Raw genomic sequence first — 19,494 nt, 5'->3', positions numbered from 1 at the left:
AGCGCGCCGTATACTTCCTTGTTTATGCCCGCCGAGCGAGGCCGCAGTGGACAAGATCCTGATTCGTGGGGCACGTACCCACAACCTTAAGAACATCGACCTGACCCTGCCGCGCGACAAGTTGATCGTGATCACCGGCCTGTCCGGGTCCGGCAAATCGTCGCTGGCGTTCGACACGCTGTACGCCGAAGGCCAGCGACGCTATGTGGAGTCGCTGTCGGCCTATGCCCGGCAGTTCCTGTCGATGATGGAAAAGCCCGACGTCGACACCATCGAAGGCTTGTCGCCGGCCATTTCCATCGAGCAGAAGTCGACCTCGCACAACCCGCGCTCGACGGTCGGCACCATCACCGAGATCTACGACTACCTGCGCCTGCTGTATGCCCGCGTCGGCACGCCGCGCTGCCCGGACCACGACATTCCGCTGGAAGCGCAAACGATCAGCCAGATGGTCGACCTGGTGCTGGAGCGCCCGGAAGGCAGCAAGCTGATGCTGCTGGCGCCGGTCATCCGCGAGCGCAAGGGCGAGCACCTGGCGGTGTTCGACGAACTGCGCGCCCAGGGCTTCGTGCGGGCGCGGGTCAACGGCAAGCTCTACGAGCTGGACGAACTGCCCAAGCTGGACAAGCAGAAAAAGCACAGCATCGACGTGGTGGTAGACCGCTTCAAGGTGCGCGCCGATTTGCAGCAGCGCCTGGCCGAATCGTTCGAGACCGCGCTCAAACTGGCCGACGGCATCGCCCTGGTGGCGCCGATGGACGACGAAGAAGGCGAAGAGACGATCTTCTCCGCGCGCTTCGCCTGCCCGATCTGCGGCCATGCGATCAGCGAGCTGGAGCCCAAGCTGTTCTCCTTCAACAACCCGGCCGGCGCCTGCCCGACCTGTGATGGCCTGGGGGTGAAGCAGTTCTTCGACACCAAGCGCCTGGTCAACAGCGAGCTGACCCTGGCCGAAGGCGCGATCCGCGGCTGGGACCGGCGCAACGTCTATTACTTCCAGATGCTTGGCTCGCTCGCGGCGCACTATGGCTTCAGCCTGGAGGAGCCGTTCGGCGAGCTGTCAGCCGAGCACCAGAAGGTGATCCTGCAGGGCAGCGGCAAGCAGAGCGTCGACTTCAAGTACCTCAACGACCGCGGCGACATCGTCAAGCGCTCGCACCCGTTCGAGGGCATCGTCCCGAACCTGGAGCGGCGCTACCGCGAGACCGAGTCGGCCACCGTGCGCGAGGAGCTGGCCAAGTTCCTTGGCACCCAGCCCTGCCCCGACTGCCGCGGCACCCGCCTGCGCCGTGAGGCGCGGCACGTGTGGGTGGGCGAGAAGACCCTGCCGGCGGTCACCAACCTGCCGATCGGCGAAGCCAGCAGCTATTTCGGTGAGCTGACCCTGACCGGCCGGCGTGGCGAGATCGCCGCGAAGATCCTCAAGGAAATCTGCGAACGCCTGCAGTTTTTGGTCAACGTCGGCCTCGACTACCTCACCCTCGACCGCAGCGCCGACACCCTTTCGGGTGGTGAAGCCCAGCGTATCCGCCTGGCCAGCCAGATTGGCGCGGGCCTGGTGGGGGTGATGTACATCCTCGATGAACCGTCCATCGGTCTTCATCAACGGGACAACGACCGCTTGCTGGCCACCCTCAACCACCTGCGCGACCTGGGCAACACGGTGATCGTGGTCGAGCACGACGAGGACGCCATCCGCCTGGCCGACTACGTTGTCGACATCGGCCCGGGCGCCGGTGTGCACGGTGGCCAGATCGTGGCCGAGGGCACGCCGCAGGAGGTCATGGACCACCCGGACTCGCTGACCGGCAAGTACCTGTCCGGGCGCAAGAAGATCGTCGTGCCGGCCAAGCGCACCCCGCGTGACAAGAAGCTGCAGCTCAAGCTCAAGGGCGCGCGGGGCAACAACCTGCAGAACGTCGACCTGGAGATCCCGATCGGCCTGCTCACCTGCGTGACCGGCGTGTCCGGCTCGGGCAAGTCGACGCTGATCAACAACACCTTGTTCCCGCTCGCCGCCACCGCGCTGAACGGTGCAAGCAGCCTGGAAGCCGCGCCGCACAGCAGCATGGACGGCCTGCAGCACCTGGACAAGGTGGTCGATATCGACCAGAGCCCGATCGGCCGCACGCCGCGCTCGAACCCCGCCACCTACACCGGCATCTTCACGCCGATCCGCGAACTGTTCTCCGGCGTGCCGGAGTCGCGCTCCCGTGGCTATGGCCCAGGGCGTTTCTCCTTCAACGTCAAGGGTGGCCGCTGCGAGGCGTGCCAGGGCGATGGCCTGATCAAGGTCGAGATGCACTTCCTGCCGGACATCTACGTGCCGTGCGACGTGTGCAAGAGCAAGCGCTACAACCGCGAAACCCTGGAGATCAAGTACAAGGGCAAGAACATCCACGAGGTGCTGGAAATGACCATCGAGGATGCCCGCGAGTTCTTCGACGCGGTGCCGGCCCTGGCGCGCAAGCTGCAGACCCTGATGGACGTGGGCCTGTCGTACATCAAGCTGGGGCAGTCGGCGACCACCCTGTCGGGTGGTGAGGCGCAGCGGGTCAAGCTGTCTCGCGAGCTGTCCAAGCGCGACACCGGCAAGACCCTGTACATCCTCGACGAACCCACCACCGGCCTGCACTTCGCCGACATCCAGCAACTGCTCGACGTGCTGCATCGCCTGCGCGACCACGGCAACACGGTGGTGGTCATCGAGCACAACCTGGACGTGATCAAGACCGCCGACTGGCTGGTGGACCTGGGGCCGGAGGGTGGTTCCAAAGGTGGGCAGATCATTGCCAGCGGCACGCCGGAGGAGCTGACCAAGATGAAGCAGTCCTACACCGGGCATTACCTCAAGCCATTGCTGGAGCGTGACCGGGCCTGATTGGCCTGTGGATAAAAAAAGCCCCTGGTACCGACGGTGCCAGGGGCTTTTTTTATTGCGTGTGGATAACTTACATCTGCGACTGCAGGTAGTTTTCCAGGCCGATGGCCTTGATCAGGCCCTGCTGCTTTTCCAGCCAGTAGGTGTGATCTTCTTCGGTATCGGCCAATTGCGCGCGCAGGATGTCGCGGCTGATGTAGTCCTTGTGCAGTTCGCACAGTTCGATGCCTTTGCACAGCGCGGCGCGTACCTTGTACTCGAGCTTGAGGTCGGCCTCGATCATTTCCGGTACGGTGCTGCCCACTTCGAGGTCATCTGCACGCATGTCCGGGGTGCCTTCGAGCATCAGGATACGGCGCATCAGTGCATCGGCGTGCTGCGTCTCTTCTTCCATCTCGTGGTTGATACGCTCGTAGAGCTTGGACAGGCCCCAGTCTTCATACATGCGCGAGTGAATGAAGTACTGGTCGCGTGCTGCCAGTTCGCCCTTCAGCAACGTGACGAGGTAGTTGATTACGTCCGGGTGACCTTGCATCGCCCTGCTTCTCCCTGTGAATAACTTCAATACCGCATAGTGTGAACCAGGTTTTCGTCGCGGTCACTGAAAAACGCGCAATTAGAAGCAAAAAATCGGTTAAACAGTAGTGATATTCATTGAAAAACCGCCCAAATGAGGGCGGTTCTTCTTATCACTTCGACTTAGGCGAGATTCAACCCCAACGCCTTGGCGATGCCTTCGCCATAGGCCGGGTCGGCCATGAAGAAGTACTGCAGCTGCCGCTGGATCACATCTTCGCTGACGCCGGCCATGGTGCCTGCGATGTTGCTGATCAACAGTGCTTTCTGCTCATCGCTCATCAGGCGGAACAGTGCGCCGGCATGGCTGTAGTAGTCATCATCCTCGCGGTGGTCGTAGCGGTCGGCCGAACCGTTGAGCGCCAAGGCGGGCTCGGCGTGGCGCGGCGACTGCTTCGGCGCATCGGCGAAGCTGTTGGGCTCGTAGTTAGGCGCGCTGCCGTAGCTGCCGGCCGCCATTGAACCGTCTCGCTGGTAGCTGTTGACCGGGCAACGCGGGGCGTTGACGGGCAGTTGCTGGTGGTTGGTACCCACGCGGTAGCGGTGCGCATCGGCATAGGCGAATACACGGCCTTGCAGCATGCGGTCAGGCGACAGGCCGACACCGGGCACCATGTTGCTCGGGCCGAATGCAGCTTGCTCGACTTCGGCGAAGTAGTTGAGCGGGTTGCGGTTGAGCTCCAGCACACCCACTTCGATCAGCGGGTAGTCCTTCTGCGACCAGGTCTTGGTCACGTCGAACGGGTTCTCGTTGCGGCTGGCCGCTTCGGCTTCGCTCATGACCTGGATGCACACGGTCCAGCGCGGGAAGTCACCGCGCTCGATGGCTTCGAACAGGTCGCGCTGAGCGTAGTCCGGGTCAGTACCTGCCAGGCGCGCAGCCTCGGCCGGAGCCAGGTTCTTGATGCCTTGCTGGGTCTTGAAGTGCCACTTGACCCAGGTGCGTTCGCCCTGTGCGTTGATCAGGCTGTAGGTGTGGCTGCCAAAGCCGTGCATGTGGCGGTAGCCATCCGGAATACCCCGATCAGAGAACAGGATGGTGACCTGGTGCAGCGCCTCGGGGGAGTGCGACCAGAAGTCCCACATCATCTGGGCATTTTTCAGGTTGCTTTGCGGGTGACGCTTCTGGGTGTGGATAAAGTCAGGGAATTTGAGCGGGTCACGGATGAAGAACACTGGAGTGTTGTTGCCAACGATGTCCCAGTTGCCTTCCTCGGTGTAGAACTTCACGGCGAAGCCGCGCGGGTCGCGCTCGGTGTCTGCCGAACCGCGTTCGCCACCCACGGTGGAGAAGCGCAGGAAGGTTTCGGTCTGCTTGCCAATCTGCTCGAACAGCTTGGCGCTCGTGTATTCGCTAATGTCGCGGGTGACGGTGAAGCTTCCGTAGGCACCTGAACCCTTGGCGTGCACACGGCGCTCGGGGATGTTCTCGCGGTTGAAGTGCGCGAGTTTCTCGATCAGGTGAAAGTCGTCGAGCAGCAGCGGGCCGCGAGGGCCGGCGGAACGGGAGTTCTGGTTGTCAGCTACAGGTGCACCGCTGGCGGTGGTGAGTATCTTGCTCATGGGCTCTCCTTATCGGTCTTCAGGTGCCGGCTATCGGCTTGAAGAGGAGTATCGTCGAGCAAGGTTACACAAACAAATTCATTGATTGACTTGCATCAATAGAAACAAACAATACATACGCGCACAAAAAACCGGGCACTAGGCCCGGTTCTTTGTAGCAGACAGAACGTCTTACTCAGCAGCTTCTACAGCACCGCCGACCGGACGATCAACCAGCTCGACGTACGCCATAGGCGCGTTGTCGCCAGCGCGGAAACCGCACTTCAGGATGCGCAGGTAGCCGCCCTGACGGGTGGCGTAACGCTTGCCCAGGTCGTTGAACAGTTTGCCAACAGCGGACTTCGAACGGGTACGGTCGAAGGCCAGACGACGGTTAGCAACGCTGTCTTCCTTGGCCAGGGTGATCAGCGGCTCGGCAACGCGGCGCAGTTCCTTGGCTTTCGGCAGGGTGGTTTTGATCAGCTCGTGCTCGATCAACGACACTGCCATGTTCTGGAACATAGCCTTGCGGTGAGAGCTGGTACGGCTCAGGTGACGTCCACTTTTACGATGACGCATGATTCATTCCTTACCAAACACTACGTTCGGTGATTACGACGATCAGGCGGTCGCCTTGTCGTCTTTCTTAAGACTTGCAGGCGGCCAGTTGTCGAGGCGCATGCCGAGAGACAGACCACGAGAGGCCAGGACGTCCTTGATTTCAGTCAGGGACTTCTTGCCCAGGTTAGGAGTCTTCAACAGCTCTACTTCGGTACGCTGAATCAGGTCGCCGATGTAGTAGATGTTCTCCGCCTTGAGGCAGTTGGCCGAACGTACAGTCAGTTCCAGGTCGTCAACCGGACGCAGCAGGATCGGATCGATCTCGTCTTCCTGCTCGACTACGACAGGCTCGCTGTCACCTTTGAGGTCGACGAACGCGGCCAGCTGCTGTTGCAGGATGGTCGCAGCGCGGCGGATAGCCTCTTCAGGATCCAGGGTGCCGTTGGTTTCCAGATCAATGACCAGCTTGTCCAAGTTGGTACGCTGTTCAACACGGGCGTTTTCGACCACATAGGCGATACGACGCACCGGGCTGAACGAAGCGTCCAACTGCAGACGGCCAATGCTACGGCTTTCGTCTTCGTCGGTTTGACGGGAGTCGGCCGGCTCGTAACCGCGACCACGAGCTACAGTGAGCTTCATGTTCAGGGCGCCATTCGACGCCAGGTTCGCGATTACGTGATCGGGGTTGACGATCTCGACATCGTGATCCAGCTGAATATCGGCAGCGGTAACCACCCCCGAACCCTTTTTCGACAAGGTCAGCGTAACTTCGTCACGACCGTGCAGCTTGATAGCCAGGCCTTTCAGGTTCAACAGGATTTCAATGACGTCTTCCTGTACACCTTCGATCGCGGAGTACTCATGGAGTACGCCATCGATCTCGGCCTCGACTACTGCACAGCCAGGCATGGAGGACAACAGGATGCGGCGCAGCGCGTTGCCCAGGGTATGGCCGAAACCACGCTCGAGAGGCTCGAGCGTAATCTTGGCGCGGGTCGGACTGACTACCTGCACATCAATGTGGCGGGGAGTCAGGAACTCATTTACCGAAATCTGCATGGATGCACCTATTTTCTAGCCCTTACTTGGAGTAGAGCTCGACAATCAGGTTTTCGTTGATGTCGGCAGACAGGTCGCCGCGAGCAGGAACGTTCTTGAAAACGCCCGACTTTTTAGCAGCATCTACGTCTACCCACTCAACGCGGCCACGCTGGGCGCACAGTTCAAGGGCTTGAACAATGCGCAGCTGGTTCGACGACTTCTCGCGAACCGCGACCACGTCACCCGGACGAACTTGGTAGGATGGAATGTTTACAGTCTTACCGTTGACGCTGATCGCTTTGTGCGAAACCAGCTGACGGGACTCGGAACGAGTCGAGCCGAAGCCCATACGGTAAACGACGTTATCCAGACGGCACTCGAGCAGTTGCAGCAGGTTCTCACCGGTTGCGCCTTTTTTCGAGGCAGCAGCTTGGTAGTAACCGCGGAACTGACGCTCCAGAACACCGTAGATACGACGGACTTTTTGTTTCTCGCGCAGCTGGGTACCGTAGTCGGACTGACGGCCACGGCGCTGGCCGTGGATACCTGGGGCTGCTTCGATGTTGCACTTCGATTCCAGAGCGCGAACGCCGCTCTTCAGGAACAGATCGGTGCCTTCACGACGAGACAGTTTGCATTTTGGACCAATGTAACGTGCCATTCTTCTGTCTCCTGATTACACGCGGCGCTTCTTCGGCGGACGGCACCCGTTGTGCGGGATTGGCGTCACGTCGGTGATGCTGGCGATCTTGTAGCCACAGCTGTTCAGTGCACGAACGGCGGACTCACGACCTGGACCTGGACCCTTGACGTTAACGTCGAGGTTCTTCAGACCGTATTCCAGCGCAGCTTGACCAGCACGCTCAGCAGCGATCTGGGCTGCGAACGGGGTGGATTTGCGCGAACCACGGAAACCCGAACCACCGGAGGTCGCCCAGGACAAAGCATTGCCCTGACGGTCGGTGATGGTCACGATGGTGTTGTTGAAAGAAGCGTGGATGTGGGCGATGCCATCAACCACTGTCTTTTTGACTTTCTTACGAGGACGAGCAGCAGGTTTTGCCATGTCTATATTCCTGGGCGATTACTTGCGGATCGGCTTACGCGGGCCCTTACGGGTGCGTGCGTTGGTCTTGGTGCGCTGACCGCGAACCGGCAGACCTTTACGATGGCGCAGGCCGCGGTAGCAACCCAGGTCCATCAAGCGCTTGATCTTCATGTTGATGTCACGACGCAGGTCACCTTCAGTGGTGAACTTCGCGACTTCGCCACGCAGGGTTTCGATTTGCTCGTCGCTCAGATCCTTGATCTTTGCGGCTGGGTTGACACCAGCGTCTGCACAAATCTTCTGTGCAGTTGTGCGACCGACACCATAGATGTAGGTCAGCGAGATAACAGTATGCTTGTTATCTGGAATGTTGACGCCTGCAATACGGGCCATTCAGTGGGACTCCAATTGACAGCTACCTACGCCCCGGAAGCCAAGAAATAGGGCGCGAGATAATATCGCTGTAGAAACGAATAATCAACCCAGCAGCACACTAGCTGCTGGGTTTGAAGCGCAGATCACACTCAGCCTTGGCGCTGTTTGTGACGCGGTTCCGCGCTGCAGATCACTCGTACGACGCCTTCGCGACGGATGATCTTGCAGTTACGGCACAGCTTTTTCACCGATGCACGAACTTTCATTACCGACTCCTCGAACCTTAGGGGCGTATCAGCGCAGCAGACCGCTGCCACCGTAGCCTTTCAGGTTGGCTTTCTTCATCAGGGATTCGTACTGGTGCGAAACGAGGTGCGATTGTACTTGGGACATGAAGTCCATCACAACCACTACCACAATCAGCAACGAGGTCCCGCCAAGGTAGAACGGCACATTTGCTGCCACCACCAGGAACTGGGGCAGAAGGCAGACGGCCATCATGTAAAGAGCACCGAACATGGTCAAACGGGTCAGAACGCCATCAATGTAGCGCGCCGACTGCTCACCAGGACGGATACCCGGAATAAAGGCACCGGACTTCTTCAGGTTTTCCGCTACGTCTTTCGGGTTGAACATCAGCGCTGTGTAGAAGAAGCAGAAGAAAATGATCCCTGCACTAAACAGCAGAATGTTCAACGGCTGACCAGGAGCGATCGACTGCGAGATGTCCTGCAGCCAGCCCATACCTTCGGACTGACCGAACCAGGCACCCAGCGAAGCCGGGAACAGCAAGATGCTGCTCGCGAAAATGGCCGGGATAACCCCCGCCATGTTCACCTTCAGCGGCAAGTGGCTGGTCTGCGCAGCGAAGACCTTGCGGCCCTGCTGACGCTTGGCGTAGTGAACGGCGATACGACGCTGACCACGCTCAATGAACACCACGAAACCGATGATCGCTACTGCCAGCAAACCGATTGCGACCAGGGCGAAAATATTGATATCGCCTGTGCGTGCAGACTCGAAAGACTGCCCGATTGCTCTCGGAAGACCGGCAACGATACCTGCGAAGATCAACATCGAGATACCGTTGCCCACACCGCGCTCGGTGATCTGCTCGCCCAGCCACATCATGAACATCGCGCCTGCCACGAACGTGGAGACGGCAACGACATGGAAGCCCAGGCCCGCAGAAAACGCCACGCCCTGGTTGGCCAAGCCAATGGACATGCCAATGGCTTGAACCAGTGCCAGGATAACGGTGCCGTAGCGGGTGTACTGGCTGATCTTGCGACGGCCAGCTTCACCTTCCTTCTTCAACTGCTCCAGTTGCGGGCTGACCGCCGTCATCAGCTGCATGATGATCGATGCCGAGATGTACGGCATGATCCCCAGTGCAAAGATGCTCATGCGCTCGAGCGCGCCACCGGAAAACATGTTGAACAAGCTAAGAATGGTCCCCTCATTCTGCCGAAACAGATCCGCCAGACGGTCCGGATTGATGCCGGGAACCGGGATATGCGCACCTATCCGATAGACGATGATCGCCATGAACAGAAAGCGCAGACGAGCCCAGAGTTCCGACATCCCGCCCTTACCGAGCGAAGAGAGAGCACCTTGCTTAGCCATTTATTCCTCGAACTTGCCGCCAGCTGCTTCGATAGCCGCACGCGCACCCTTGGTGGCTGCGATGCCCTTGATGGTGACTGCGCGAGTGACTTCGCCAGACAGCATGATTTTCACACGCTGTACGTTCTGGTTGATCACGTTGGCATCCTTCAAGGATTGCACGGAGATCACGTCGCCTTCCACTTTGGCCAGCTCGGACAGACGCACTTCTGCGCGGTCCATGGCTTTCAGGGAAACGAAGCCGAACTTCGGCAGGCGACGGTGCAGCGGCTGTTGACCGCCTTCGAAGCCCGGAGCGATCGAACCACCCGAACGGGAGGTCTGACCTTTGTGGCCACGGCCGCCGGTCTTACCCAGACCGCTACCGATACCACGACCCGGACGATGCTTTTCGCGACGGGAACCCGGCGCTGGACTCAGATCATTGAGTTTCATCGATTAACCCTCGACGCGCAGCATGTAGTAAGCCTTGTTGATCATCCCGCGGTTCTCGGGAGTATCCTGGACTTCTACAGTGTGACCGATGCGACGCAGACCCAGACCCTTAACGCACAGTTTGTGGTTAGGGATACGGCCCGAGACGCTCTTGATCAGCGTTACTTTTACGGTAGCCATGATCAGAAGATCTCCTCAACGCTCTTGCCGCGCTTGGCAGCAATGGACTCAGGAGATTGCATGGCTTTCAGACCCTTGAAGGTGGCGTAAACCACGTTCACTGGGTTGGTCGAACCGTAGCACTTGGCCAGGACGTTCTGAACACCAGCAACTTCCAGGACAGCACGCATGGCGCCGCCGGCGATGATACCGGTACCTTCCGAGGCAGGCTGCATGTAAACCTTCGAGGCGCCGTGGGCGGCCTTGGTGGCGTACTGCAGGGTGGTGCCTTTCAGGTCAACCTGGATCATGTTGCGACGAGCAGCTTCCATGGCTTTCTGGATCGCAGCAGGTACTTCGCGCGATTTGCCACGGCCGAAACCAACGCGACCCTTGCCATCACCCACCACGGTCAGCGCGGTGAAGGTGAAGATACGGCCGCCTTTAACGGTTTTGGCTACGCGGTTAACTTGAACCAGCTTCTCGATGTAGCCTTCGTCGCGCTTTTGATCGTTATTTGCCATAACTTAGAACTCCAGCCCGCCTTCACGAGCAGCATCAGCCAGCGCTTTGACGCGGCCATGGTACTTGAAGCCGGAACGGTCAAAGGCAACTTGAGATACACCGGCGGCTTTCGCGCGCTCAGCTACCAGCTTGCCAACCTTAGTGGCCGCGTCGATGTTGCCAGTGGCGCCATCACGCAGGTCTTTGTCCAAGGTCGAGGCGCTTGCCAGAACCTTGCTGCCGTCGGCCGAAATGACCTGGGCATAGATGTGCTGCGAGGAGCGGAACACGCACAGGCGCACGACTTCGAGTTCGTGCATCTTGAGACGTGCTTTGCGAGCGCGACGCAGTCGAGTAACTTTTTTGTCGGTCATTTGCTAGGCCCTACTTCTTCTTGGCTTCTTTACGACGGACTACTTCGTCCGCGTAACGCACACCTTTGCCTTTGTACGGCTCTGGCGGACGGAAGTCGCGGATTTCAGCGGCCACCTGACCTACCAGCTGCTTGTCGATACCCTTGATCAGGATGTCGGTCTGGCTAGGAGTTTCAGCGGTGATACCGGCTGGCAGTTCGTAGTCCACTGGATGCGAGAAGCCCAGAGCCAGGTTCAGGACGGTGCCTTTTGCCTGTGCCTTGTAACCAACACCGACCAGCTGGAGCTTGCGCTCGAAGCCTTGGCTTACGCCTTGGACCATGTTGTTGACCAGAGCACGGGTAGTACCGGCCATGGCGCGAGCTTGCTGGTCACCGTTGCGAGCGACGAAACGCAGTTCGCCGGACTCTTCGGTAACTTCAACAGACGAGTGAACGTTCAGTTCGAGAGTGCCTTTGGCACCCTTCACCGAAAGCTGCTGGCCGGCGAATTTGACTTCGACGCCTGCTGGCAGCTTAACGGGGTTCTTAGCGACGCGAGACATGCCTATCTCCCCTTAGAACACTGTGCACAGAACTTCGCCGCCGACACCGGCAGCGCGCGCAGCGCGGTCAGTCATCACACCTTTGTTGGTGGAGACGATAGACACGCCCAGGCCGCCACGAACTTTCGGCAGGTCTGTGACGGACTTGTACTGGCGCAGGCCAGGACGGCTGGAACGCTTCAGTTCCTCGATGACCGGACGGCCTTCGAAGTACTTGAGTTCGATCGACAGGGACGGCTTGGCCTCACCAGTAACCTGGTAGCCAGCGATGTAACCTTCGTCTTTCAGAACTTTGGCAACCGCGACCTTCAGGGTGGAGGAAGGCATGCTTACGACGGACTTTTCAGCCATCTGGGCATTACGGATGCGAGTTAGCATGTCCGCTAACGGGTCCTGCATACTCATGGGCTAGATGCTCCTGATACAAGAATTATTAGCCTTGCGGCTATCACAACCACCCGAACGGGCAGGGTAAAAAACCCAGGCTCGGGTGAGCCGGTCATTCTAGACACAAGGCAGAAACGAAACAAGCCCCATATAGGGGCTTGTTTGTTGGCGAGGTCACCGACGGTCGGAAGATTGCTCCCCGTCCGTCGGGATCACACCTGCAGCGATTACCAGGAGGCCTTGACCAGACCTGGTACGTCGCCACGCATTGCAGCTTGACGCAGCATGTTACGGCCCAGGCCGAACTTACGGTATACACCGTGAGGACGACCGGTCAGGCGGCAACGGTTGCGCAGGCGCGCAGCGCTGGCATCACGTGGCTGCTTCTGCAGAGCGACAACGGCAGCGAAACGCTCTTCTGGAGAGGCGTTCAGGTTGACGATGGTCGCTTTCAGCTCAGCACGCTTTTTGGCGAACTTGGCTACCGTGAGCTGACGCTTCAGCTCGCGGTTTTTCATGCTCTTCTTGGCCATTTTCCTACTCCAATCAGTTGCGGAACGGGAACTTGAAAGCACGCAGCAGAGCGCGGCCTTCGTCGTCCGAACGAGCAGTGGTGGTCAGGGTGATGTCCAAACCGCGCAGAGCATCGATCTTGTCGTAATCGATTTCCGGGAAGATGATCTGCTCTTTCACGCCCATGCTGTAGTTGCCACGACCATCGAAGGACTTGGCATTCAGGCCGCGGAAGTCGCGAACCCGAGGCAGGGAGATCGCCAGCAGGCGGTCCAGGAATTCGTACATTTTCTCGCGACGCAGGGTCACCTTGACGCCGATCGGCCATCCTTCACGGACTTTGAAGCCCGCGATGGATTTACGAGCGAAAGTCACAACCGGCTTTTGACCGGTGATCTTTTCCAGGTCGGCAACAGCGTGCTCGATGACTTTCTTGTCGCCGATCGCTTCGCCCAGACCCATGTTCAGGGTGATCTTGGTAACGCGCGGAACTTCCATCACGTTCGACAGCTTAAGTTCTTCCTTAAGCTTAGGAGCGATTTCGTTCCGGTAAATCTCTTTCAGTCGTGCCATGGTCTTCTACCTAGCAGTGTTCAAGCATCAACCGCTTTTTGGGTCGACTTGAAGACACGAATTTTCTTACCGTCTTCTACTTTGAAACCAACGCGGTCAGCCTTGTTGGTTTCGCCGTTGAAGATGGCAACGTTGGAAGCGTGCAGAGGCGCTTCTTTTTCGACGATACCGCCCTGAACGCCCGCCATCGGGTTAGGCTTGGTATGACGCTTGACCAGGTTCACACCACCGATGACCAGACGGTCATCAGCGAGAACCTTCAGCACCTTACCGCGCTTACCTTTGTCTTTGCCGGCGATCACGATGATCTCGTCGTCACGACGAATCTTTTGCATGTCGGATCTCCTTACAGCACTTCAGGGGCGAGCGAGACGATCTTCATGAACTTCTCAGTACGAAGTTCACGGGTCACTGGCCCGAAGATGCGAGTGCCGATCGGCTCTTGCTTGGTGTTCAGCAGAACAGCAGCGTTGCCGTCGAAACGAATGATGGAACCGTCAGCGCGACGTACACCGTGACGGGTACGGACGACAACAGCGGTCATCACTTGGCCTTTTTTGACCTTACCGCGCGGAATTGCTTCCTTGACGGTTACCTTGATGATGTCACCGATGCCGGCGTAACGGCGGTGGGAACCGCCGAGCACCTTGATGCACATGACGCGACGAGCGCCGCTGTTATCGGCCACATCGAGCATGGATTGAGTCTGAATCATAAAATTTCTCCGACCCCTAGCCCTTAGACTTCAACAGCGCGTTCGAGGACTTCAACCAGTGCCCAGGACTTGGTCTTGGCCAGCGGACGGGTTTCACGGATGGAAACCTTGTCGCCGATCTTGCACTGGTTGGATTCGTCGTGCGCGTGCAGCTTAGTCGAACGCTTAACGTATTTACCGTAGATCGGGTGCTTTACGCGACGCTCGATCAGAACGGTGATGGTCTTGTCCATTTTGTCGCTGACGACACGGCCAGTCAGCGTACGGACGGTTTTTTCAGCTTCAGCCATGATCACTTACCTGCCTGCTGGTTGAGCACAGTTTTCACGCGAGCGATGTCACGCTTAACTTGCGAGAGCAGGTGCGACTGACCCAACTGGCCAGTTGCTTTCTGCATACGCAGATTGAACTGGTCGCGCAGCAAGCCGAGCAGTTGCTCATTCAGTTGCTGTGCAGATTTTTCACGAAGTTCATTCGCTTTCATCACATCACCGTCCGCTTAACAAAGGAGGTGGCGAGAGGCAGCTTTGCAGCAGCCAGGGCGAAAGCTTCGCGCGCCAGCTCTTCAGAAACACCCTCGATCTCGTACAGGACTTTGCCTGGCTGGATCTGGGCAACCCAGTATTCCACGGAACCCTTACCTTTACCCATACGAACCTCGAGAGGCTTCTTGGAGATCGGCTTGTCCGGGAACACACGGATCCAGATCTTGCCGCCACGTTTTACGTGACGGGTCAGCGCACGACGTGCGGACTCGATCTGGCGAGCGGTGAGGCGACCGCGAGCAACAGCTTTCAGGGCGAATTCGCCGAAGCTGACTTTGCTACCGCGCAGTGCCAGACCACGGTTGTGGCCAGTCATCTGCTTGCGGAATTTTGTACGCTTTGGTTGCAACATTTGGCGTACCCCTTACTTAGCAGCTTTTTTACGAGGCGCTGGTGCTTGTGGTTTCAGTTCTTCTTGGCGACCACCAATAACTTCGCCTTTGAAGATCCAAACCTTCACACCGATCACACCGTAAGTGGTGTGAGCTTCGTAGGTGTTGTAGTCGATATCGGCACGCAGGGTGTGCAGAGGCACACGACCTTCGCGATACCACTCGGTACGAGCAATCTCAGCACCGCCGAGACGACCGCTCACCTGGATCTTGATGCCCTTGGCACCAATACGCATGGCGTTCTGTACGGCGCGCTTCATGGCGCGACGGAACATTACGCGGCGTTCCAGCTGCTGAGCTACGCTCTGCGCAACCAGCATAGCGTCGAGTTCCGGCTTGCGGATCTCTTCGATGTTGATGTGCACAGGCACACCCATCTGCTTGGTCAGGTCCTGACGCAGCTTCTCAACATCTTCACCTTTCTTGCCGATAACGATACCGGGACGAGCGGTGTGGATGGTGATGCGTGCAGTTTGAGCCGGACGATGAATATCGATACGGCTTACGGACGCGCTTTTTAGTTTGTCTTGGAGGTACTCACGCGTTTTCAGATCCTTCAACAGGTAATCTGCGTAAGTAGCACCGTCTGCGTACCAGACGGAGGTGTGCTCCTTGACGATTCCCAGGCGAATGCCAGTGGGATGTACTTTCTGACCCATCTGATCGACTCCGTTACTTGTCCGCAACCTTGACAGTGATATGGCAAGACCGCTTGACGATGCGATCAGCACGGCCTTTGGCACGTGGCATGATGCGCTTCAGCGAACGCCCTTCGTTGACGAAGACGGTGGAGACCTTCAGGTCATCAACGTCTGCGCCTTCGTTGTGTTCGGCGTTGGCAACGGCCGACTCGAGGACTTTCTTCATGATTTCAGCGGCTTTTTTGCTGCTGAAGGCCAACAGGTTGAGCGCTTCGCCCACCTTCTTCCCGCGGATCTGGTCGGCGACCAAGCGGGCTTTCTGGGCGGAGATGCGAGCGCCCGACAACTTAGCGGCTACTTCCATTTCCTTACCCCTTAACGCTTGGCTTTCTTGTCAGCCACGTGCCCGCGATAGGTGCGGGTACCGGCGAACTCGCCCAGTTTGTGGCCGACCATGTCTTCGTTCACGAGAACTGGGACATGCTGGCGACCGTTGTGAACCGCGATGGTCAGACCGACCATTTGTGGCAGGATCATCGAACGACGCGACCAGGTTTTAACTGGCTTGCGATCGTTCTTCTCCACCGCCACTTCGACCTTCTTCAACAGGTGAAGATCGATAAAAGGACCTTTTTTCAGAGAACGTGGCACTGTCGTATCCCTCTAGTTACTTGCGACGACGGACGATCATGTTGTCGGTACGCTTATTACCGCGGGTTTTAGCACCCTTGGTTGGGAAGCCCCATGGCGATACCGGATGACGACCACCGGAGGTACGACCTTCACCACCACCATGTGGGTGGTCAACCGGGTTCATGGCAACACCACGAACGGTTGGGCGAACGCCGCGCCAGCGTTTGGCACCCGCTTTACCCAGCGAACGCAGGCTGTGCTCGGAGTTCGAGACTTCGCCCAGGGTCGCACGGCACTCAGCCAGTACTTTACGCATCTCACCGGAGCGCAGACGCAGGGTCACGTATACGCCGTCACGAGCGATCAGCTGAGCCGAAGCGCCAGCGGAACGAGCGATCTGAGCACCTTTACCCGGCTTCAGTTCGATGCCGTGAATGGTGCTACCTACTGGGATGTTGCGCAGTTGCAGGGAGTTACCGGCCTTGATTGGGGCCAGGGCACCTGCGATCAGCTGGTCGCCAGCGCTCACGCCTTTAGGGGCGATGATGTAGCGACGCTCACCGTCTGCGTAGCACAGCAGGGCGATGTGAGCAGTACGGTTTGGATCGTATTCGATACGCTCGACAGTGGCTGGGATGCCATCTTTGTCGTTGCGACGGAAGTCGACCAGACGGTAATGCTGCTTATGACCACCACCAACGTGACGAGTGGTAATGCGGCCATTGTTGTTACGACCACCAGACTTCGATTTCTTCTCGAGCAGCGGTGCGTGAGGAGCGCCTTTGTGCAGCTCCTTGTTGACCACCTTGACCACGAAACGGCGGCCAGGGGAAGTCGGTTTGCATTTAACGATTGCCATGATGCACCCCTTCCTTACTCAGCACTGCTGCTGAAATCGAGATCTTGGCCTGGCTGAAGGGAGACGATCGCCTTCTTCCAGTCATTACGCTTGCCCAGACCACGTGCGGTACGCTTGGTTTTACCCAGAACGTTAACAGTCGACACGTTTTCAACTTTTACGTTGAACAGGCCTTCGACAGCTTTCTTGATTTCCAGCTTGGTTGCGTCAGTAGCAACCTTGAATACGAACTGGCCTTTTTTCTCAGCCAGAACGGTAGCCTTCTCGGAAACGTGCGGGCCAAGGAGGACTTTGAATACGCGTTCCTGGTTCATCCCAGCAGCTCCTCGAATTTCTTCACGGCCGAGACAGTGATCAACACTTTCTCGTATGCGATCAGACTGACCGGGTCGGAACCTTGTACGTCACGTACGTCGACGTGCGGCAGGTTACGAGCAGCCAGGTACAGGTTCTGATCAACAGCGTCGGAAACGATGAGAACATCGCTCAGACCCATGCCGTTCAGCTTGTTCAGCAGATCTTTGGTTTTCGGCGCTTCAACAGCGAAGTCCTGAACCACGACCAGACGGTCGCTACGCACCAGCTCAGCGAGGATGGAGCGCAGGGCTGCGCGGTACATCTTCTTGTTGAGCTTCTGCGAGTGATCTTGAGGGCGAGCTGCGAAGGTTACACCACCGCCACGCCAGATCGGACCACGAGTGGTACCAGCACGAGCACGGCCAGTACCCTTCTGACGCCATGGGCGCTTACCGCCACCAGCCACGTCGGAACGGGTCTTCTGCTGCTTGGTGCCCTGACGGCCGCCGGCCATGTAGGCCACGACTGCTTGGTGTACCAGCGTCTCGTTGAATTCGCCACCGAAGGTCAGTTCGGAAACTTCGATCGCCTGAGCGTCATTTACATTAAGTTGCATGTCAGTTTCCCCTTAACCGCGAGCCTTGACAGCTGGACGTACAACCACGTCGCCGCCAGTAGCGCCAGGAACGGCACCCTTGACCAGCAGCAGGTTGCGTTCAGCGTCTACGCGAACTACTTCCAGGGACTGAACAGTCACGCGCTCGGCGCCCATGTGACCGGACATTTTCTTGCCCTTGAACACACGACCAGGAGTCTGGCACTGGCCGATGGAACCTGGGACACGGTGCGACACGGAGTTACCGTGGGTGTTGTCCTGGCCACGGAAGTTCCAGCGCTTGATGGTACCGGCAAAGCCTTTACCTTTGGACTGACCGGTTACGTCTACCAGCTGGCCTGCAGTGAAGAGTTCAGCTTTGATCAGATCGCCAGCCTGGAAATCGCCTTCTTCAAGACGGAACTCCCAGACACCGCGACCAGCGGCAACGTTGGCCTTGGCGAAGTGGCCTGCCTGAGCGGCAGTCACACGCGAAGCACGACGCTCGCCGACAGTGACTTGCACTGCACGGTAGCCATCGGTTTCTTCAGTTTTGAACTGGGTGACGCGATTCGGCTCGATCTCAATGACCGTGACCGGAATGGAGACACCTTCTTCGGTGAAAATGCGGGTCATACCGCATTTGCGACCGATTACACCAATAGTCATGTTGTAAACCTCATGAGTGTACGGGGCTTTCACCCGCTATGGCCGCCCATTTCAGAGCGTTACACGACTAGACCGAAGTCTTAGCCGAGGCTGATCTGTACTTCCACACCTGCCGCCAGATCAAGCTTCATCAGCGCGTCAACGGTTTTATCCGTTGGCTGGACGATGTCCAGAACACGCTTATGAGTGCGAATCTCGTACTGGTCACGCGCGTCTTTGTTGACGTGCGGGGAGACCAGAACGGTGAAACGCTCTTTGCGGGTAGGCAGTGGAATAGGACCACGCACTTGTGCACCAGTACGTTTCGCGGTTTCCACGATTTCCTGGGTGGATTGGTCGATCAGGCGATGGTCGAAAGCCTTCAACCTGATACGGATTTGCTGATTTTGCATTGGATTTCAGACTCCAGGCTGTTCCCAACGGACGCACTACGCCCGCTAAAAGGAGGCGTGATTCTATAGACGCCCCAATTTAGTGTCAACCCAATAAAAAAAACCCCCGCTGAGCGGGGGTTTTTTCAATCGGTCGAGTGATTACTCGATGATTTTGGCTACGACGCCGGCGCCGACGGTACGACCGCCTTCACGGATAGCGAAGCGCAGACCGTCTTCCATTGCGATGGTCTTGATCAGGGTGACAGTCATCTGAATGTTGTCACCTGGCATTACCATTTCAACGCCTTCCGGCAGTTCGCAGTTACCGGTCACGTCAGTGGTACGGAAGTAGAACTGAGGACGGTAGCCTTTGAAGAACGGAGTGTGACGGCCGCCTTCTTCCTTCGACAGGACGTAGACTTCTGCGGTGAACTTGGTGTGCGGCTTGACCGAACCTGGCTTGACCAGAACCTGGCCACGCTCAACGTCGTCACGCTTGGTGCCGCGCAGCAGCACGCCGCAGTTCTCGCCAGCACGACCTTCGTCCAGCAGCTTGCGGAACATCTCAACGCCGGTGCAGGTGGTGGTGGTGGTGTCACGCAGACCAACGATTTCCAGCGGATCCTGAACGC

Annotated in this window: 32 protein-coding genes; 1 reads left to right on the top strand and 31 read right to left on the bottom strand. The window is 58.1% G+C overall.

Translation table 11 applies throughout. The annotated features are described in order from the left end of the window. Nucleotides 1-46 precede the first annotated feature (46 nt). Nucleotides 47-2,881: an excinuclease ABC subunit UvrA gene (uvrA, locus tag L6D75_RS16980; protein ID WP_176515237.1), complete on the top strand. Its 2,835-nt coding sequence runs from the start codon at nucleotides 47-49 to the stop codon at nucleotides 2,879-2,881. A 70-nt stretch (nucleotides 2,882-2,951) separates the two neighbouring features. Here the strand turns inward: uvrA and bfr are convergent, their stop codons facing one another. The 31 genes from bfr to L6D75_RS16825 all read right to left on the bottom strand — a co-directional run. Then, on the bottom strand, nucleotides 2,952-3,416 hold the full coding sequence (bfr, locus tag L6D75_RS16975; protein ID WP_012316512.1) for a bacterioferritin: 465 nt from the start codon (nucleotides 3,414-3,416) through the stop codon (nucleotides 2,952-2,954). 164 nt (nucleotides 3,417-3,580) lie between these two features. Next, entirely contained in the window at nucleotides 3,581-5,020 is a 1,440-nt protein-coding gene (locus L6D75_RS16970; RefSeq protein WP_176515235.1) for a catalase, read from the bottom strand. Nucleotides 5,021-5,191: 171 nt separating this feature from the next. Continuing rightward, on the bottom strand, nucleotides 5,192-5,578 hold the full coding sequence (gene rplQ / locus L6D75_RS16965; protein WP_003255451.1) for a 50S ribosomal protein L17: 387 nt from the start codon (nucleotides 5,576-5,578) through the stop codon (nucleotides 5,192-5,194). Nucleotides 5,579-5,620: 42 nt separating this feature from the next. Next, nucleotides 5,621-6,622: a DNA-directed RNA polymerase subunit alpha gene (locus tag L6D75_RS16960; RefSeq protein ID WP_003255452.1), complete on the bottom strand. Its 1,002-nt coding sequence runs from the start codon at nucleotides 6,620-6,622 to the stop codon at nucleotides 5,621-5,623. A 22-nt stretch (nucleotides 6,623-6,644) separates the two neighbouring features. Next, nucleotides 6,645-7,265, bottom strand: a complete 621-nt coding sequence (rpsD, locus tag L6D75_RS16955) for a 30S ribosomal protein S4 (protein ID WP_008089778.1) — start codon at nucleotides 7,263-7,265, stop codon at nucleotides 6,645-6,647. 15 nt (nucleotides 7,266-7,280) lie between these two features. Next, a complete protein-coding gene (gene rpsK / locus L6D75_RS16950; RefSeq protein WP_003255454.1) occupies nucleotides 7,281-7,670 on the bottom strand; it encodes a 30S ribosomal protein S11 in 390 nt (129 codons plus the stop codon). 18 nt (nucleotides 7,671-7,688) lie between these two features. Next, a complete protein-coding gene (rpsM, locus tag L6D75_RS16945; protein WP_003255457.1) occupies nucleotides 7,689-8,045 on the bottom strand; it encodes a 30S ribosomal protein S13 in 357 nt (118 codons plus the stop codon). 131 nt (nucleotides 8,046-8,176) lie between these two features. Next, on the bottom strand, nucleotides 8,177-8,293 hold the full coding sequence (rpmJ, locus tag L6D75_RS16940; protein ID WP_002555468.1) for a 50S ribosomal protein L36: 117 nt from the start codon (nucleotides 8,291-8,293) through the stop codon (nucleotides 8,177-8,179). Between the two features lie 28 nt (nucleotides 8,294-8,321). Then, on the bottom strand, nucleotides 8,322-9,653 hold the full coding sequence (gene secY / locus L6D75_RS16935) for a preprotein translocase subunit SecY (protein WP_003255459.1): 1,332 nt from the start codon (nucleotides 9,651-9,653) through the stop codon (nucleotides 8,322-8,324). Further along, nucleotides 9,654-10,088 carry a 50S ribosomal protein L15 gene (rplO, locus tag L6D75_RS16930; RefSeq protein ID WP_008089796.1) on the bottom strand — a complete coding sequence of 145 codons (435 nt, stop codon included), beginning with the start codon at nucleotides 10,086-10,088 and terminating at the stop codon, nucleotides 9,654-9,656. A 3-nt stretch (nucleotides 10,089-10,091) separates the two neighbouring features. After that, the gene (gene rpmD / locus L6D75_RS16925) at nucleotides 10,092-10,268 is read right to left on the bottom strand and encodes a 50S ribosomal protein L30 (RefSeq protein WP_008089798.1); all 177 of its coding nucleotides are present in this window, start codon (nucleotides 10,266-10,268) and stop codon (nucleotides 10,092-10,094) included. Nucleotides 10,269-10,270: 2 nt separating this feature from the next. Continuing rightward, entirely contained in the window at nucleotides 10,271-10,771 is a 501-nt protein-coding gene (gene rpsE, locus L6D75_RS16920; RefSeq protein ID WP_003255465.1) for a 30S ribosomal protein S5, read from the bottom strand. Nucleotides 10,772-10,774: 3 nt separating this feature from the next. Further along, the gene (gene rplR / locus L6D75_RS16915; protein ID WP_008089801.1) at nucleotides 10,775-11,125 is read right to left on the bottom strand and encodes a 50S ribosomal protein L18; all 351 of its coding nucleotides are present in this window, start codon (nucleotides 11,123-11,125) and stop codon (nucleotides 10,775-10,777) included. Nucleotides 11,126-11,135: 10 nt separating this feature from the next. Beyond that, on the bottom strand, nucleotides 11,136-11,669 hold the full coding sequence (gene rplF, locus L6D75_RS16910) for a 50S ribosomal protein L6 (RefSeq protein ID WP_009681972.1): 534 nt from the start codon (nucleotides 11,667-11,669) through the stop codon (nucleotides 11,136-11,138). A 12-nt stretch (nucleotides 11,670-11,681) separates the two neighbouring features. Then, nucleotides 11,682-12,074 carry a 30S ribosomal protein S8 gene (gene rpsH / locus L6D75_RS16905; RefSeq protein ID WP_008089805.1) on the bottom strand — a complete coding sequence of 131 codons (393 nt, stop codon included), beginning with the start codon at nucleotides 12,072-12,074 and terminating at the stop codon, nucleotides 11,682-11,684. A 209-nt stretch (nucleotides 12,075-12,283) separates the two neighbouring features. Beyond that, a complete protein-coding gene (gene rpsN / locus L6D75_RS16900; RefSeq protein WP_012316516.1) occupies nucleotides 12,284-12,589 on the bottom strand; it encodes a 30S ribosomal protein S14 in 306 nt (101 codons plus the stop codon). A gap of 13 nt (nucleotides 12,590-12,602) precedes the next feature. Continuing rightward, a complete protein-coding gene (gene rplE / locus L6D75_RS16895) occupies nucleotides 12,603-13,142 on the bottom strand; it encodes a 50S ribosomal protein L5 (RefSeq protein WP_012316517.1) in 540 nt (179 codons plus the stop codon). A 20-nt stretch (nucleotides 13,143-13,162) separates the two neighbouring features. Beyond that, nucleotides 13,163-13,477: a 50S ribosomal protein L24 gene (gene rplX, locus L6D75_RS16890; protein ID WP_003255476.1), complete on the bottom strand. Its 315-nt coding sequence runs from the start codon at nucleotides 13,475-13,477 to the stop codon at nucleotides 13,163-13,165. A gap of 11 nt (nucleotides 13,478-13,488) precedes the next feature. Continuing rightward, entirely contained in the window at nucleotides 13,489-13,857 is a 369-nt protein-coding gene (gene rplN, locus L6D75_RS16885) for a 50S ribosomal protein L14 (protein WP_008089810.1), read from the bottom strand. Between the two features lie 23 nt (nucleotides 13,858-13,880). Further along, entirely contained in the window at nucleotides 13,881-14,147 is a 267-nt protein-coding gene (gene rpsQ / locus L6D75_RS16880) for a 30S ribosomal protein S17 (RefSeq protein WP_008089812.1), read from the bottom strand. Between the two features lie 2 nt (nucleotides 14,148-14,149). After that, nucleotides 14,150-14,341, bottom strand: a complete 192-nt coding sequence (gene rpmC, locus L6D75_RS16875; protein ID WP_002555481.1) for a 50S ribosomal protein L29 — start codon at nucleotides 14,339-14,341, stop codon at nucleotides 14,150-14,152. Beyond that, entirely contained in the window at nucleotides 14,341-14,754 is a 414-nt protein-coding gene (gene rplP / locus L6D75_RS16870) for a 50S ribosomal protein L16 (RefSeq protein ID WP_003255479.1), read from the bottom strand. Before rplP ends, rpmC begins: the two co-directional genes overlap by 1 nt. Before the next feature lie 12 nt (nucleotides 14,755-14,766). Then, on the bottom strand, nucleotides 14,767-15,453 hold the full coding sequence (gene rpsC, locus L6D75_RS16865) for a 30S ribosomal protein S3 (RefSeq protein WP_003255481.1): 687 nt from the start codon (nucleotides 15,451-15,453) through the stop codon (nucleotides 14,767-14,769). A 13-nt stretch (nucleotides 15,454-15,466) separates the two neighbouring features. Continuing rightward, nucleotides 15,467-15,799, bottom strand: a complete 333-nt coding sequence (gene rplV / locus L6D75_RS16860; protein ID WP_003103908.1) for a 50S ribosomal protein L22 — start codon at nucleotides 15,797-15,799, stop codon at nucleotides 15,467-15,469. An 11-nt stretch (nucleotides 15,800-15,810) separates the two neighbouring features. Then, complete coding sequence (gene rpsS / locus L6D75_RS16855; RefSeq protein ID WP_003255482.1) at nucleotides 15,811-16,086, bottom strand: 30S ribosomal protein S19; 276 nt, start codon at nucleotides 16,084-16,086, stop codon at nucleotides 15,811-15,813. Nucleotides 16,087-16,102: 16 nt separating this feature from the next. Next, a complete protein-coding gene (rplB, locus tag L6D75_RS16850) occupies nucleotides 16,103-16,927 on the bottom strand; it encodes a 50S ribosomal protein L2 (RefSeq protein WP_016393391.1) in 825 nt (274 codons plus the stop codon). A 14-nt stretch (nucleotides 16,928-16,941) separates the two neighbouring features. Next, nucleotides 16,942-17,241 carry a 50S ribosomal protein L23 gene (gene rplW, locus L6D75_RS16845; RefSeq protein WP_003255484.1) on the bottom strand — a complete coding sequence of 100 codons (300 nt, stop codon included), beginning with the start codon at nucleotides 17,239-17,241 and terminating at the stop codon, nucleotides 16,942-16,944. Then, nucleotides 17,238-17,840: a 50S ribosomal protein L4 gene (gene rplD / locus L6D75_RS16840; RefSeq protein ID WP_003255485.1), complete on the bottom strand. Its 603-nt coding sequence runs from the start codon at nucleotides 17,838-17,840 to the stop codon at nucleotides 17,238-17,240. Before rplD ends, rplW begins: the two co-directional genes overlap by 4 nt. Before the next feature lie 12 nt (nucleotides 17,841-17,852). After that, entirely contained in the window at nucleotides 17,853-18,488 is a 636-nt protein-coding gene (gene rplC / locus L6D75_RS16835) for a 50S ribosomal protein L3 (RefSeq protein ID WP_003257089.1), read from the bottom strand. Between the two features lie 80 nt (nucleotides 18,489-18,568). Continuing rightward, entirely contained in the window at nucleotides 18,569-18,880 is a 312-nt protein-coding gene (gene rpsJ / locus L6D75_RS16830; protein WP_003186070.1) for a 30S ribosomal protein S10, read from the bottom strand. Between the two features lie 141 nt (nucleotides 18,881-19,021). Then, a partial coding sequence (locus L6D75_RS16825; RefSeq protein ID WP_236193715.1) for an EF-Tu C-terminal domain-related protein occupies nucleotides 19,022-19,494 on the bottom strand: 473 nt, incomplete at its 5' end.

This window comes from Pseudomonas faucium, from assembly GCF_021602585.1.
GTDB lineage: Bacteria > Pseudomonadota > Gammaproteobacteria > Pseudomonadales > Pseudomonadaceae > Aquipseudomonas > Aquipseudomonas faucium.
The sequence above is the reverse complement of the archived record's forward strand: the minus strand, read 5'-3'. Positions and strand labels throughout refer to the sequence as shown.